Here is a 14619-nt window from a genome sequence, read left to right on the forward strand (position 1 = left end):
GTGGCGCTGGAGGAGGTACGGCGTACACGCTGAAGTTCCCGCTTGCCGAGCCCATCCCGTACAACCTCATCTCCCGCCTCGCCAAGGCCTTCGTCGAGGCCCGCTAGACCCGCCGAGTCGTGGCGATCGGTCGACACCCGCTCCCACGAGTCGTGGATCCGGGCTCCTGTTCGCGACCGAATCTCACGACTCGGCGGTCGGGCGGGCTAGACGAGGTCCTGAGGGTCTGGTGTTGGTCGGCGGGTCAGGGTCCAGTCGTTGAAGCTCTGGTCGAAGCGGTACCAGAGGTTGTCCTGGCCGAGGCGGAGCTGGAGCTTGCCGGCGGTGACGCGGTTGGCTTCGACGGTGGCGTTCGGGAGGGCAGCCACTGCATCGGTCAGGGCGTCGGGGTCGACGTCGTGCGGCGCGTCGGCGGTGACGGCCAGACCGCCAGGGCCGGCGTGATGCCAGGCGGTGGCCCAGGTGGTGAGTTCGCGGGCGGACATGTCGGCGCGATGAGCCAGGTCGGCGAGGGCCGGCGTACCGAGAAGATCCGCGGCTCGTCGCGCGAGGTCCTGTTGGTACGTCAGGGCGAGGTTGGCGTCGCCGGAGGCCAGCTCCCAGGCCCTACGGGCGGCGTCGGTCGCCAGCGCGACCAGGTCGCGGATGTCGACGCCCGAGGAGCGCGGTGGATCCAGCACCTTGACTGCCGTCGGCAGCCCGGGAGCGGCTAGTGGCCGGGGCGGCACGGGCACCGGAACGGTCGGGGGACCTGATGTCGTGGAGAGGTGACGGGCGAAGGCGGCGATTGCTGGGATGCCTGCGGGGGCGGGAGCGCGAAGGGGAGCGGGCGGTTCGGCGGTCCCGCCGCGGCGGGACCGCAGTGCCGCGAGCAGCTCGTCCTTGCGTCGGCCGCGCAGCAGGAGCAAGGCGAACGGGTCGTCGTCGAGCGCATCGGCCACCAGATAGCAGACCGCCGCGGAATGCTTGCACGGTACGGCGAAGTCCGGGCAGCTGCAGTTCGTCAGGACCTCGCCCGCGCCCGGCAGGAGATCCAGCCCGGCCGCCCGGACGTCGTCCACGACCTCCGGCGGCAACTCGCCGTCGAGCAGCGCCGCGACCCGCCCGATCTGCGCCGAGACGATCTCGAGCACGGCGTCCCACTCGTCCGCGGAGAAGGCACGGATCCGGACGGTCACCTGGTACGGCGTGACGCGGCTGCCCTGCACCACGGACTGGACCTCGCCCGGGCTGACGGTCAGCTCGAGCACACTGCCACGCCGCGCATACGACCGGCCGCGCGACAGCCGGCCCGGATCGAGCCGGGCCCGCTGCTCCAGCGCCTCCAACCAAGCGCGCCCCCACCACGTCGCCCCGAACGACCGCCGGCTCCCCGGCCCCTTGGCAGCCGGCAACCCCGCGTCCTCGCGGCTCCGCCACCACGCCGGCCCCGCCGCAGCCGGCTGCGCCGGGCTGTCGGTCTGCCGGGCGCGGCCTTGCCCTGGCCTACGCTCGTCGTCAGGCATCGGATTTCCCAACGGCAGAAGGGTTGTAGGCACTCGCCGCCCCGGACCGAGCCGGCCCTGTCGACAACTCGACCAGCTCGGTCAGCTCCGTGTCGGACAGCTCGCTCAGCCACGCCTCACCCGAGCCGACGACGGCGTCCGCGAGATCCCGCTTCGCGTTGATCACCGTGGCGATCCGGTCCTCGAGCGTGTTCTCGGTGACGAGGCGATGCACCTGCACCGGCTGGTCCTGGCCGATCCGGTACGCGCGGTCCGTCGCCTGGTCCTCGACGGCCGGATTCCACCACCGGTCGTAGTGCACGACATGCGTTGCCCGCGTCAGCGTCAGCCCGACCCCGCCGGCCTTCAACGACAGCAGGAACACCGGAGCCTCGCCGGACTGGAACTGCGTGACCATCTCCTCGCGCTTGCGCACCCCGATGCCGCCGTGCAGGAACAGCGTCTTGACCTGCCGCGCCGCGAGATGCGCCTCGATCAGCCGGCACATCTCGACGTACTGACTGAAGATCAGCACCGACTCGCCCTCGGCCAGGATCACGTCGAGCAACTCGTCCAGCGCCGCGAGCTTGCCGGAGCGGCGCTCGAGCGGGCCGGGCTCGTGCAGGAACTGCGCCGGATGGTTGCACACCTGCTTCAACTGCGTGAGCAGACTCAGCACGAGCCCGCGCCGCGCGATGCCCTCCGCCTCCTCGATCTTCGCCAGCGTCTCCTTCGCGACGGCCTGGTACAGCGTGGCCTGCTCGGTGGTCAGCGGGACGACGACGTCGTGCTCGGTCTTCTGCGGCAGCTCGGGAGCGATCCCCGGATCGCTCTTGCGCCGCCGGAGCAGGAACGGGCGGGTCACCCGCGCGAGCCGGGCGGTCGCCTCCTCGTCGTGGAACCGCTCGACCGGTACGGCGACGTCGTGGCGGAACCGGTCGAGCGTCCCGAGCAGCCCCGGCGCCGACCAGTCGAGGATCGACCACAGCTCGGACAGCCGGTTCTCCACCGGTGTCCCGGTCAGCGCGATCCTGGTTGCTGACGGCAACGTTCGCAGAGCGCGGGCGGTGCGGGACAGCGGGTTCTTCGCGTGTTGCGCCTCGTCGGCGACGGCCAGGCCCCACGCGATCTCACCGAGCACCCGGTGATCCTGGCGCACCACGCCGTACGTCGTGAGCACGACCTCGTCCGGGGCGAGTTCGCTGAGGTTTCGGCCGGCGCCGTGGTAGCGGCGCGTGGGCACGTCGGGGGCGAACCGCTCGAACTCACGCTCCCAGGTGCCGAGCAGTGTCGACGGGCAGACGACCAGGGTCGGTCCGCGTCCTGCCAGCTGCAGGTGCAGCGCGATCACCTGGATGGTCTTGCCGAGGCCCATGTCGTCGGCGAGGCAGCCGCCGAGGCCGAGGTTGGCCAGCTGCGCCATCCAGGCGACGCCGCGGCGCTGGTAGTCGCGAAGTGTCGCGCGCAGCCCGGCGGGCTCGGCGAGCGATGCCGGCTCCTCGCTGGCGCGCAGCCGGCCGAGCATCGCGGCCAGCGACCCGTCGGCGTCGAACGGGACGAGCTCGCCGTCCACGTCGATCGTCCCGGTGAGCGCGGCGCCGAGCGCTTCGGCGCCGGTGAGCTTGCGCCCGGAACCGTTGCGGAGCCGGCGGACGATGTCGTGGTCGACCCGGATCCAGCGGCCGCGCATCCGGATCATCGGGCGCTTGGCCTCGGCGAGTGCGGAGACCTCGGCCTCGGTCAGGTCCTCGCCGTCGAGGGTGGGACGCCAGCGGAACGCGACCAGATCGGTCAGGCTGAAATCGGGGCCGGTGACGGCGCCGGGGGACGGCGTCGCGACGGTGGCGCGGACGGCCAGCTCGCCGGCGAAGAGCTCGGTCGGCCAGAGCACCTCGATGCCGGCGCCCTCCAGCGCCGTGCTGCCTTCAGCGAGCTCCTCGAGCGCGACATCGTCGATCGGAACCTCTTCGGGCGCGGCGTCTCGCAGCGCCGAGCCGAGTGGCGGCCAGACCCGCGCACCGCGGCGCAGAGCGAGCAGGAGATCGGTCTCCGCGCGTTCACCGAGGGCGGTGAGGACGGCGGCGGGTGCGTTCCACATGTCCGCGACGTCGACGAGCAGGCTCGGGTCGACCCCGCTCCGCAACTGCAGAACCGCCCGGAAGTCGAGCGCGTCGGCGGAGTCGGGCGGCTCGATGCGGAGGACCAGGCGGGTGCCGGCCTCTTCGGCCAGGGCGGTCTCGTCCAGCCAACTCGTCGCTCCGGGCAGGGCCGCCGGCTCGATGGCCGCGAACGGCGCGGCGCCGGGACGCGTGGCGACAGCCGCCGCGGGAGTGCGGACAAGCGTGTCCGCGAGCGCGTCCCAGAACGCACGGATCAGCGGCTCCGGCTCTCGCAGCCGCACGGGTCGGGTGCCGTCGATCGGCAGGGCATGACCGTACGCCGGCATGGCGGCGCCCAGGTTCCGCAGCCAGGCGCGGTCGATCGGGTCCAGCGGAGCCACCCGCCACGCGCCGTACCCCTCCGGGCTGTGGTCCGGGACCAACCGCCCACGCCCGATCAGCACCAGTCCCGCCAGCCCCGCCGCCCGCCATGCCGCCCAGCTTCCCGTCGCGTCGCGGTCGGAGTCCGGCTCGGTCAGCCGGGCCAGCACCTCTTCCATCGACAGCAAGCGGGCCGGGACGGTCCTGCGGCGGACTGTGATGCCGCGGGGGAGGACGACGTCGACGGTGCCGTCAGCCGCCTCGCCCGAGCCGGCCAGGTCGCCGTACAACGCCAGCCGGCCCGCGCGCGGCGGGTCGGCGGGCACGAAGACGGCGTCGAACATGCCCTGCACAGTACGCCGGACCACCGACAAGTCCGACTTGACCTGAACTCCGGTTGAGGTTGCACGCTCGGAAGCTCCCGACGACAAACCGGAGAGTGTGGATATGCGTGCAGCAGTGGTGACCAGGTTCGGCGGTCCGGACGTGATCGAGACCCATGAGGTCCCGGATCCCGAGCCCGCGGCCGGGCAGGTGCTCGTCGAGGTCGCGATCGCGGACGTGATCTTCGTCGAGACCGCGATCCGGCGGGGCGCGTACGGCGAGTTCTTCGACGTGCGAACGCCGTACGTGCCGGGCACCAATCTCGGCGGACAGGTGCGCGCAACTGGTCCCGGTGTGGATGCGGACTGGATCGGCAAGACCGTCGTCGGTCGCGGCGTCGCCTTCGGTGCGCACGCCGAACTCGCCCTGACCGCGACCGACCTGGTCGAGGTGCCGCCGGAGCTCGACCTGCCGACCGCGGTCGCGGTGTACGGCGACGGCTTCACGGCTCTCATGCTCGAGGAACTCGCGCCGCCGATGGCCGGCCAGGACGTCCTGATCACCGCATCCGCCGGCGGAATGGGTCTGCTCCTGATCCAGCTTGCCCACCAGGCCGGAGCCCGTGTCGTCGCAGCCGCCCGCGGCGACGAGAAGCTCGAGCTCAGCCGGGCGCAGGGCGCCGACGTCCTGCTCGACTACAGCAGGCCGGGCTGGGAGAAGTCAGTGCTCGAGGCAACGAACGGACGCGGCGCCGGCATCGTGTTCGAAGGCGCCGGCGGCGAACTCGGTGCGGCCGCGTTCAGCGTGGTCACCGACGGCGGCTGGTTCTCCGCCCACGGCGCGCCGAGCGGCGGATTCGCGGCGTACGACCCTGCCGAGGCCGAGCGGCGCGGCATCACCGTGAAGGGCATCATGGACCTTCGCGCCGACTCCACGACGACGGCCGTCACGGGCGCCGACGTGATCGCCCGGGCGGCGGCCGGGGACCTCCGGCCGGTCGTCGATCAGGTGTACGACCTCGACCACGTGGCCGACGCGCATCGGGCGCTCGAGAACCGCACGCTACGGGGTAAGGCGCTGATCAGTCTCCGGCGCTGACTCCTGCTCAGCAGCTTTGTCCGCCTGGAGAGCGGGATGGTCTGCAGGCTGGTTCGGGCGGGCGACGACGATCTTGTTCCGCCCGGACCGCTTGGCCGTGAGCAGGGCGTCGTCGGCGGCCAGGATCAGCTGGTCCATCGTGCTCGCGACCTCCGGGTACACGGCCGCGCCGAACGAGGCCGGCACGCCGTCGAGCGTCGTCGTCCGCCCGTCCGTCGTGCTGACCGCGACCGTGAGGCCCACCAGGCGCTCCCTGATCCGCTCCGCGATCTCCAGCACCTCGGACTCGAACGCACCCGGCAGCAGCACCGCCAGCTCGTCTCCACCCACCCGCGCGACCAGATCGCCGTTCCGCACCTCCGCACGGATCGCTTCACCAGCAGCGCGCAGCGCCTCGTCGCCGGCAGGGTGCCCGTAGGTGTCGTTGATCTCCTTGAACTTGTCCAGGTCCAGCATCAGCAGGCCGACCGTGCTGCGCAGTGTGTCCGCACGGGCGAGCTCCGCGGGCACCGCGCTCGCCCAGTACGACGAGGTGGCCAGGCCGGTCTTGTTGTCGATGCCGGCGGCTCGCTGGTACTGCGGGAGCAGCAGGTCCCTGTGCAGCGCCAGCACCGTCACCATCAGCACCGGAACGACCCACGGGTACGACGTCTGGACCGCGGCGATCGCGATTCCGAGACCCAGGCCGGCGCACACGACCAACTGGTTGGAGAGGTCCCCGAGCGCCTCACGCGCGGTGGCCTCTGGGCTGGAGAGCAGGATCGCGCCGATCACCAGCGCGTAGTTCACCAGCCACCAGGTCGCGGCCGCGGCCAGCACCACCAGCAGCGACCAGAAACCGGTCGGCACCCGCGGCGCCTCCAGCAGGCCGCCGGCCCGCAGCACGGCGGCCGACGCCGCGCTGGCCAGGATGTACGTCGCCGTCGAGAAGACCTTGCGGTGCGCGATGGTGCGTCCGTAGACCCGGAACCAGGAGTACGTGTACGAGAGCACCACCAGCGGGATGACCAGCGACAGTGGGAGCAGCAGCAGCGCCGCGAAGATCCACAAGCACTTCAGGTTGGTGTGCGGCGAGGTGTTCGCGGCCAGCTCGCGTCGGCGCTCGATTCCGCGGGCACACTCCAGGTGCAGCGTCGAGGCCACCGCCAGGACGACGAACGCCACCCACTCCGAATGCGTGACCCCGGAATTCGGCCCGACGGCCGTGCTCCGGACCGCGAGTGTGGTTATCGTCACCGCAATCACGTCAATCGCGATCACATAAGCCAATGCGGTCCTGGGCAGTGACCAGAGCTTCCATTGCCTGGGTGGCAACCCGTTGCTCCGACCGATCAGAATCATCATCAGCCTCACAAGCGGTAGATCTGAGCGGTTATGTGTTCATAGTAACGACCTGTTCACGTCAGGTCACCCCGGTGTCCCGGGCATTCCACCAGTTGGTCAGCATCGAGAAGGGTCGAAAACCATGCAGATCCCAGCGCACTCCGTCCGTACCGTCCGTACCGGCAACGACTGGTTCACCGGCGGCAACGATTGGTTCGACGGTGGCAACGATTGGTTCACCGGCGGTAACGACTGGTTCTCCGGCGCGGGTAACGACTGGTTCTCCGGTGGCGGTAACGACTGGTGACCGGCGGTATTTCTTAACGCATTTCTTACGTTCCGGAGAAGGTATTCACGAGTTGAACCCCGACGCCTCGTGAATTGACCTTACCCGTGATTTTCGCGTGGGTATCGGCGTTCACGGTCCGTGGCCTGCTGCCTGCCGTCGGTCACCGGCGCGGCGCATCAGTGCCAGTTCACCGCCGAATCGGGGACCCGGTGGCGCGCGATTTGGGTGAACGTTCTACTCTGGAGATCTCCGGTAGCGGGGTCTGGGCGGGGCGGCCCCGACCCTGCTACCGGAGCTCTTCTTTGTGGGCCCGGCGAGCGCACCGAAACTGTCGGTGGCGCCCGGTAGCGTTCTCGGTGCCAGGGGCGGCTCCTGGACGTGCTTCCTTCTCCTTCACCAGGCCAAGTAGCGCGTCCGCTCTCCGCCCCTGGCGCCGTCCTGACAGACGCACACACACCGTGCTCACCCGGGGGAGTCGCGCATGCCGGAGCCATCAGGGGACCCGCGGGCGGCCGTGCTGCTGCGCCGCCGTCGGCTCGTCGACGCCACCGCCCTGACCCCGCCGGTCCGGCGCTCCGCCTGGCAGTGGCTGCGCCGCCCGCTCACGATCCAGGCGGGCCTGTCCGCCCTCCAGGCCGACCTGATCCAGCGCGGCCTCCTGCTCTCGGTCGGCCTGTACCGGCACTGCGCCGCGCTGTCGGCGCCCGCACTGGCCGGGTTCGGCAGCGCGCTGCTCGAGCTGCTCGACGCCGAGTCAGGCGCCGACGCCGACCACACACCGCTGTTCCGTGGCTTCCCGGAGACCGTTCCGGGCAATACCGAGACCTTCTACGTGAACCGGGTCTTCGCGCGGCTGCTGCAGGAGCCGGAGCAGCCGTGCGTGCTCTGCGGTGACACGGCCTCCGTGCACGCGGTCGCCCCCTGCGCGCACCTGGTCTGCCGCACCTGCTGGGACGGCACCGACCTCAGTGCCTGTCCACTCTGCCTCCGGCGCATCGACCCCGGCGATCCGTTCCTCAAGCCGGCACTCGCCGAGGAGCCGCCCGCGCATGTCCGTTCGGATCGTCTGCGGCTGCTCTCCCTGGCCACGGCCGACTCGGTCCGCCAGACCGTCGAGGTCCTGCTCGCACGACGAGCCCCCTTGTCGGCCGCGGACCGGGCCGATCTGCTGGTGCTGCTCGACGGCGCCGGCCCGGCTTGGGTCCCCGCGGACATCCCGGTCCGCGAGACCCGGGCGCTGGTCCTCGCGCACTTCCTCGCGGACGAGCCCGCGTTGATCGATCGCGCCGGCACCGCGACCGACGTCCTGCGACTGGTGTTCGCGCTGATGGACGCCGACCCCGGGTTGCGGACGCCGCCGGCCCGGCGCCGGTCGTTGCCGCGGGCAACTCGACGGCTCGTGCTGCAGCGTCTCGACCGGCTGCCCGTCGAGACGCTCGTGGAGGACATGCTCCGCCACGAGCGCGCCTGGAAGCGGATCGGGGAGAACCTGCATCCGTTCGAGTTCGCGACCCGCTTCCCGGTCGCCGCGCTGGCCTTCGCGGTCCTGCGGCGGACCGACCTGGATCTCGGGACCGCGGCCGGCCGGGCGGTGGCGGGTGCGGCCGCCCGGCATCCGTTGGTGCGCGTGGAGGACGGGCGGCTCGTGATGAGCACGTTCGCCGCACGCGTCGAGGGTGCTTTCGTCCAAGGGCGGCCGGAGCAGGCGCTCGATCTGCTGATGCAGCGCCCCGGCGAGCTGGTGCGCCGGCTGCTGCACCTCGCGCGCGCACTTCCGCAGCAGCATCATTCGGTCCTCGTCGACGCCCTCACGACCGCGGTGTCGGACGTGTCGCCGGCCGTTCTGACGGCCGCCCTCGGCCAGGTCCGGACGCCGCCCGGAGAGCTGCGGTTGTTCTTCCCCCGCGGCGGGACGGCCCGGATCTGGACGGCGGTCGACGACCGGGAGCCGTTGCCGAGCGCGCTCGCCGGCGAGCTGTCCGCGGTGCTGGTCGGCGAAATGTTGCGCCGGGCAACCGGTCTGCCGCGCTGGCGGCGAGCGTTCCTGGACGAGGAGCTGGCCCGGCTGGCCGCGCCCGGTTCGGAGCGGAGCGCGTCGTCGAGCCTGCTGCGGATGACGCGGGGCAGCGCGGTCCCGATCCCGCAGGACCAGCTGCTCCGGTTGTTCCTGCACTGGGTCGAGCCGCGCGGCCGGCGGATCGATCTCGACCTGTCGGTGGCGGTCTTCGACGAGGAGTGGGCGTTCGTCGGGCTGTGCGACTACACCCGGCTGCGGTTCGACGAGGACGCCTTGGTGCATTCCGGCGACCTGACGTCGGCGCCCGGCCCGGACGGTTCGACGGAGTTCGTCGACATCGACCTGCGCGCGGTGCGCCGGGTCGGCGGCCGCTACCTGTTGCCGGTCGTGTTCAGCTACAACGACGTACCGTTCGACGCTCTGGAGCGCGGGTTCGTCGGCGTCCTCCGGCAGCCGAACGCGCTGTTCGACCCGGCGACGGTCGTGGAGCGGTTCGACCTGGCCGGTCCGGCGAAGATCCTGCTGCCGTTCGGCGTCGACCTGCACACCAAGGAGCTCCGCTGGTACGACGTGAACCTCGGCGCGGCCGGCTACGGCCACAACATCGCCCGGTACGGCGGCCATCTCGGGCTGATGGCGGCGACGATGGAGGAGGTGCACGGCGCGGGCGACCGGGTCAGCCTGTGGGAGATCTGCTGCTGGCACGCGGCCGCGCGGACCGACGAGATCGCGGTCCGGTGCGCCGACGGCTCGGTCGTCGGCTACGTCCGCGGCCCGGCCGAGGAGCCGGCGGCGTTCGCCCGGCGGGTCACGCTGCGGCTGGAGCCGGACCGGAGCTGGGACTCCGACGCCGCGAAACGGGCCGACTTCGTGGCCGTGCTGACCGGTGACGTCACGCCGCGCGCGGGCGCGGAGGTGTATGCCTTGCACCCGCGTCTCCTCGACGGCGCGAGCCTGTCACTCATCGACGCGCCGCACCTGCTGACCGGCCTGGCCCCCGACTCCCGCGCCCGCGCCGGCCTCGAAGCGACTCCCTAAGACTCGAAGCGACTCCCTAAGAGGAGCCTGAGAGGAGTTTGACAATTCCGTGACGGACGCGCGGCCGGTGCTTTGGCCCGGTCCCGTGCAGGAGTACAACGGAATTGACGCGAAGGGAGCCACGCATGACGTACGACGTGGTTGTGCTCATCGAGCGGGAGATGAGCGAGGGCGACGCGCGCCGCGTTGCCGCCCTGCACGCAAAGCGTGAGGAACCCGTGGACTACCACCTGCTCGTCTCCAGCCACCCCGAGCGCGGATTCGGCGGTCCGATGGCCTTACTCGGCTCGTCGTTCGCGGACGTGGCCGGTCTGACCGGCTCGGCGTCCGTGGTCGGCTCGGCGACCGGACCGTCGGCGCGGATCAGTCCGCCGGCGGCGCCGCCGGGCCCGGGGCGAACACCGACGGCGGTGCTCGCGGACCCGGCCGTCGATCTCGCCTCGGTGATCGAGCACAGCTCCCGGCAGCTCCGGGCGGCCAGCGGCTACCCGGTGCACGTCTCCATCACGCACGGCGAGGTGCTGCTCGCGCTGATGCAGATGGTGAAGGCCACCGGCTGCCAAGAGGTCGTGGTCGTCGCCTGGCCCGAGACCGCCGCGGCGTTCCTGTGCTCCGACTGGATCACGAAGGCCCGCAAACTGCTGAAGGTTCCCCGGGTCCGTCTCCTCGAGCACGACACGTAAGTCCGGGCAGGTCAGCCGGCCGGTTGTCTGGGCAGTCTGACCTGCAGTGTCGTCTCGCCGGGTCGTGAGGTGATGCCGATCGTGCCGCCGTGGTGTTCGGCGACGATCCGCTGGGCGATATCGAGGCCCAGACCGGTGCCCTTGCCGACGTCCTTGGTCGTGTAGAACGGCTCGAACGCGCGGGCCGCGACCTCTGGCGGCATCCCGGGCCCGGTGTCGGTGAACTCCACCACGACCCGGTCGCCGTCCGTCCTGGTCGTGATCCGCAACGTGCCGGCGCCCTCCATCGCGTCGACGGCGTTGTCGATCAGGTTGGTCCACACCTGGTTCAGCTCACCGGCGTACGCGTCGATCCGGGGTACGTCGGCGCCGTACGCGCGGATCACCTCGACGCCGTCGCGGAGCTTGTGGCCGAGCATCACCAGCGTGCTCTCGATGCCCTCGGTCACGTCGATCGTCTGGATCGAGCCGCGGTCCATCTGCGAGTACGAGCGGACCGCGGCGACCAGCTCGCTGATCCGCCGCGTCGACTCCTTGACCTCGCCGAGGAGCGTCGTGGCCGCCAGCGTGCTGGCGACCCATTCGAGACCGGGTCCGAGGGCGTCGCCGAGGACGCCGGCCGCGCGGTCGCACCAGTCCACGCTCGCACCGGCCGCGGCGAGCGGCGGCGCGATGAACCAGGACCGGTCGACGCCGCGGTCGTCGAGCCAGTCCGCGATCGTGTTCTCGTGGTCGGCGAGATCCACCGGATCCGGTGCTGCCGTCGCCGTGCCGAGCTCGAGCCGCAGTTCGTCGAGCGCACTGAACTGGGCGGCAGTGGCCTCGCCTTCCGCGAGACCGCGGAGCGCCGACAGCAGCGTGACGCACGCGGTGTCGAGTGCGCTGACCGAGCGTGCCGCGGCCGCGGCGGGGTTGTTGATCTCGTGCGCCAGTCCGGCGGCGAGCGTGCCGAGCGTGATCAGCGACTCCCGCTGCCGTGCGGTCGACTCGATCGCCCGAGCGGTCCCGTACACGCCCTTGATCAGATGCCCGGCGAGCGGGAACCAGGCGTCGATCCGCTCGCGCAGCAGCTCGGCAGGCACCCGCAGTACACGTCCTTCGGCCAGGCCGCGGCCGCTGGCGAGGTACAGGCCGTGCTCGTCCCAGGCCCGGAACCCGCCGGCCCAGCGGCCCGGGACGTCCATCTTGCCCATCACGGTGTCCTCGCGGCCGATCTTGCGGTGCAGTGTGATCGCGCCGTCGACGAGCACCCACCAGTAGTCGGCGGGTTCGCCCTCGTGGAACAGGTCGGCGCCGCGTTCGATCGGCACCTCGGTGCTGCCCTCGATCAGCTCCTCGAGTTGCGCGTCGGTCAGCCCCGCGAAGAGCGGGACGTCGCGCAGGTCGGCCGCGTCCATCAGACGGTCGCAAGGAAGCGGTGGACGAGATAGATCGACATGGCGCCTTCGCCGACCGCGGACGCCACGCGTTTCATCGAGTCGAGCCGGACGTCGCCGGCCGCGAACACACCGGGCACACTCGTCTCCAGCGCGTACGGCGGCCTCGGCAGCGCCCAGCGGTTCAGCGCGATCAGGTCCGGACCGGTCACCACGAACCCCTTGGCGTCGCGGACGACGGCGTCGCCGAGCCAGTCGGTCCGCGGGATCGCGCCGACGAAGATGAACAGCCAGCTCGCGGGCACCTCCTCGACGCGGCCGGACCGGCGATCGGCGAGCGTCAGCGCCTCGAGGTGGCCGTCGCCGCGGCAGCCGACGACCTCGGTCCGGCACCGGACCTCGATGGTCGGAGCCTGGCTGATCTTGTCGACGAGGTACCGCGACATCGAGGTCTCGAGCGTCTCGCCGCGGACCAGGAGCACGACGCGTTTCGCGTACCGGGCCAGGTTCAGCGCCGCCTGTCCGGCGGAGTTGGCCGCGCCGACGATGTACACCTCGTCGTCCTGGACCTGACTGGCCTCGCTCGCGGTCGCGCCGTAGTACACACCGCGGCCGGTGAGGTCGCCGAGGCCGTCCACGTCGAGGCTGCGGTACGAGACGCCGGTCGCGACGATCAGCGCGCGGGCCTCGATCTCACCGGACCCCTCGAGCAGGACGGCGTGCACCGGGCCGCGGGACTCCAGGCCGACGACGGACCGGGCGAGCACCATCTCGGCGCCGAAGCGGGACGCCTGCGCGACGGCCCGCTGGGCGAGGTCCGAGCCGGTGAGGCCGCGCGGGAAGCCGAGGTAGTTCTCGATCGCGGCACTGAGCCCGGCCTGCCCGCCGGGCGCCTCGCGCTCGACGATCACCGTGCTGAGGCCCTCGGACGCCGCGTAGACGCCGGCCGCGAGTCCGGCCGGGCCGCCGCCGACGATGCACACGTCGTACAGCGGCTGCTCGGCGCGGGTCCGCAGGCCGAGGGCCGAGGCGAGGTCGAGGGTGGTGGGGCAGCGCAGCGTGTCGCCCTCGGGGATCAGAACCAGCGGGAGCTCGTGGTCGGCGGCGTCGGCCAGCTCCCGCAGCCGCTGCCCTTCGGCATCGCGCTCGACGTCGTACCAGCGGTACGGGACGTGGTTGCGGGCGAGGAACGTCTTGATGTCGTGAGCCCGGTCCGACCAGCGGTTACCGACGACGCGGACATCGGAGGTGTGCTCGGGGTTGGCGTGCTGCCAATCGCCGAGCAGGTCGTCGACGACCGGGAACAGCTGGTCCTCGGGCGGATCCCAGGGTTTCAGCAGGTAGTAGTCGAGGCCGATCTCGTTGATCGCGCGGATCGCCACCTCGGTGTCCGCGTAGGCGGTGAGCAGCAGGTACTTCGCGCTCCGTGCGTACTCGCGGGCGCGTTCGAGCAGCTCGATCCCGGTCATCCCGGGCATCCGCTGGTCGGTCGCGATCAGCGCGATCGGCTGGTTGCGCAGCGCAAGCTTGGTCAGCGCGGCGAGTGCCTGGTCGCCCGAGGTCGCGCGGACGACCAGATAGTCGTCGCCGTACCTGCGGCGTAGGTCCCGGGAGATGGCGGCCGAGACCATCGGATCGTCGTCGACGGTGAGAATCGCAGGTTTGCTCACGCTCGTGCCCCCCACAGCAGTGAACCGACTCCCGACAGAATGACACGGGAATCCGTCAATCTTCTATGAGCGCCCGCAACGTTTCCTGTTCGGAGTCGGGCACATACCCCGCGTAGTAGTCGAACATGTTCTGCCGGGCCAGCCGGGCGGCGGCGTGGCCGTTGCCGGCCCGGATCGCGTCCACCACCTCGGCGTGGTGGTGCAGCGATTCGAGCATCAGCGCGCGGCTGTTCGGTGCGTGCGCGATCTTGTCGGAGATCAGTCCGAGGACGACGCCGCGGACGACGTCGTTGCAGGTCTGGATCAGCGAGTTCCGGCTGATCCGCGCGATCAGCTCGTGGAAGGCGAGGTCGGCCTCGCTGAACGCGGCGAAGTCGACGTCGATCGCGTCCCGCATCGCAACCAGGGTCGCCTCGAGCTCGTCCAGCTGCTCCGGCGTCCGCAGCCGGGAGGCGACCTGGATCGCGGCGCCGTCCATGATCATCCGGAACCCGAGCAGCTCGCTCAGGCTCAGCTCGTCGACCCGGGCCAGCCGGGCCACCTGCTTGCGCAGCGCGGACGAGGAGAACGGCAGGATCTCCGGGCCGTTCGGGTCGCCGGGCCGGGAGCGGACCACGCCGTTGCTCTCCAGCACCCGCAGCGCCTCGCGGACCGTCGACCGGCTGACCGCGAACTGCGCGACCAGCTCCCGCTCGCTCGGCAGCCGCTGTCCGGGGGTCAGGTCACCGCGGGCCAGCGCCTCCTCGATCTGTTCCACGATCCGCTGGTAGGCGCGCACCGGTTGCACGGGCTGGAACTGCGGACTCTTTGTCATCCGGCACACCCCCAGTCGCTTGA

The 14619-nt window shown here is 71.3% G+C and carries 10 protein-coding genes; 4 read left to right on the forward strand and 6 right to left on the reverse strand.

All coding sequences use genetic code 11. The features are described from left to right. Positions 1-206: 206 nt before the first annotated feature. Complete coding sequence (locus ACWEOO_RS38720) at positions 207-1505, reverse strand: SWIM zinc finger family protein (RefSeq protein ID WP_452147285.1); 1299 nt, start codon at positions 1503-1505, stop codon at positions 207-209. After that, entirely contained in the window at positions 1498-4308 is a 2811-nt protein-coding gene (locus ACWEOO_RS38725) for a DEAD/DEAH box helicase (RefSeq protein WP_452147286.1), read from the reverse strand. The genes ACWEOO_RS38720 and ACWEOO_RS38725 overlap by 8 nt, the downstream gene beginning before the upstream one ends. Before the next feature lie 103 nt (positions 4309-4411). Between ACWEOO_RS38725 and ACWEOO_RS38730 the strand changes: the two genes are divergently transcribed. Further along, positions 4412-5386 (forward strand): zinc-binding dehydrogenase, encoded by a 975-nt coding sequence (locus tag ACWEOO_RS38730; RefSeq protein ID WP_452147287.1) that lies wholly within the window; start codon positions 4412-4414, stop codon positions 5384-5386. On the opposite strand, the gene ACWEOO_RS38735 is transcribed toward ACWEOO_RS38730, so the two are convergent. Next, on the reverse strand, positions 5351-6622 hold the full coding sequence (locus ACWEOO_RS38735; RefSeq protein ID WP_452147288.1) for a diguanylate cyclase: 1272 nt from the start codon (positions 6620-6622) through the stop codon (positions 5351-5353). The two genes, ACWEOO_RS38730 and ACWEOO_RS38735, sit on opposite strands and share 36 nt — an antisense overlap. 229 nt (positions 6623-6851) lie before the next feature. Here ACWEOO_RS38735 and ACWEOO_RS38740 point away from each other — a divergent pair, with 229 nt between their 5' ends. The 3 genes from ACWEOO_RS38740 to ACWEOO_RS38750 all read left to right on the forward strand — a co-directional run bounded on the left by ACWEOO_RS38740 (position 6852) and on the right by ACWEOO_RS38750 (position 10736). Further along, a complete protein-coding gene (locus ACWEOO_RS38740; protein WP_452147289.1) occupies positions 6852-7016 on the forward strand; it encodes a DEAD/DEAH box helicase in 165 nt (54 codons plus the stop codon). Between the two features lie 463 nt (positions 7017-7479). Beyond that, positions 7480-10053, forward strand: a complete 2574-nt coding sequence (locus ACWEOO_RS38745) for an MXAN_6230/SCO0854 family RING domain-containing protein (RefSeq protein WP_452147290.1) — start codon at positions 7480-7482, stop codon at positions 10051-10053. Positions 10054-10178: 125 nt separating this feature from the next. Beyond that, on the forward strand, positions 10179-10736 hold the full coding sequence (locus tag ACWEOO_RS38750) for a hypothetical protein (protein WP_452147291.1): 558 nt from the start codon (positions 10179-10181) through the stop codon (positions 10734-10736). Positions 10737-10747: 11 nt separating this feature from the next. On the opposite strand, the gene ACWEOO_RS38755 is transcribed toward ACWEOO_RS38750, so the two are convergent. Genes ACWEOO_RS38755 through ACWEOO_RS38765 form a run of 3 tightly spaced genes read right to left on the reverse strand, consistent with a single transcriptional unit; the run spans position 10748 to position 14596 of the window. Further along, a complete protein-coding gene (locus ACWEOO_RS38755; protein ID WP_452147292.1) occupies positions 10748-12133 on the reverse strand; it encodes a sensor histidine kinase in 1386 nt (461 codons plus the stop codon). Next, a complete protein-coding gene (locus ACWEOO_RS38760) occupies positions 12133-13782 on the reverse strand; it encodes an FAD-dependent oxidoreductase (protein ID WP_452147293.1) in 1650 nt (549 codons plus the stop codon). The genes ACWEOO_RS38755 and ACWEOO_RS38760 overlap by 1 nt, the downstream gene beginning before the upstream one ends. Positions 13783-13837: 55 nt before the next feature. Then, positions 13838-14596: a FadR/GntR family transcriptional regulator gene (locus ACWEOO_RS38765; RefSeq protein WP_359922256.1), complete on the reverse strand. Its 759-nt coding sequence runs from the start codon at positions 14594-14596 to the stop codon at positions 13838-13840. Positions 14597-14619: the final 23 nt, after the last annotated feature.

The sequence above is a fragment of the Kribbella sp. NPDC004138 genome (genome assembly GCF_053603655.1).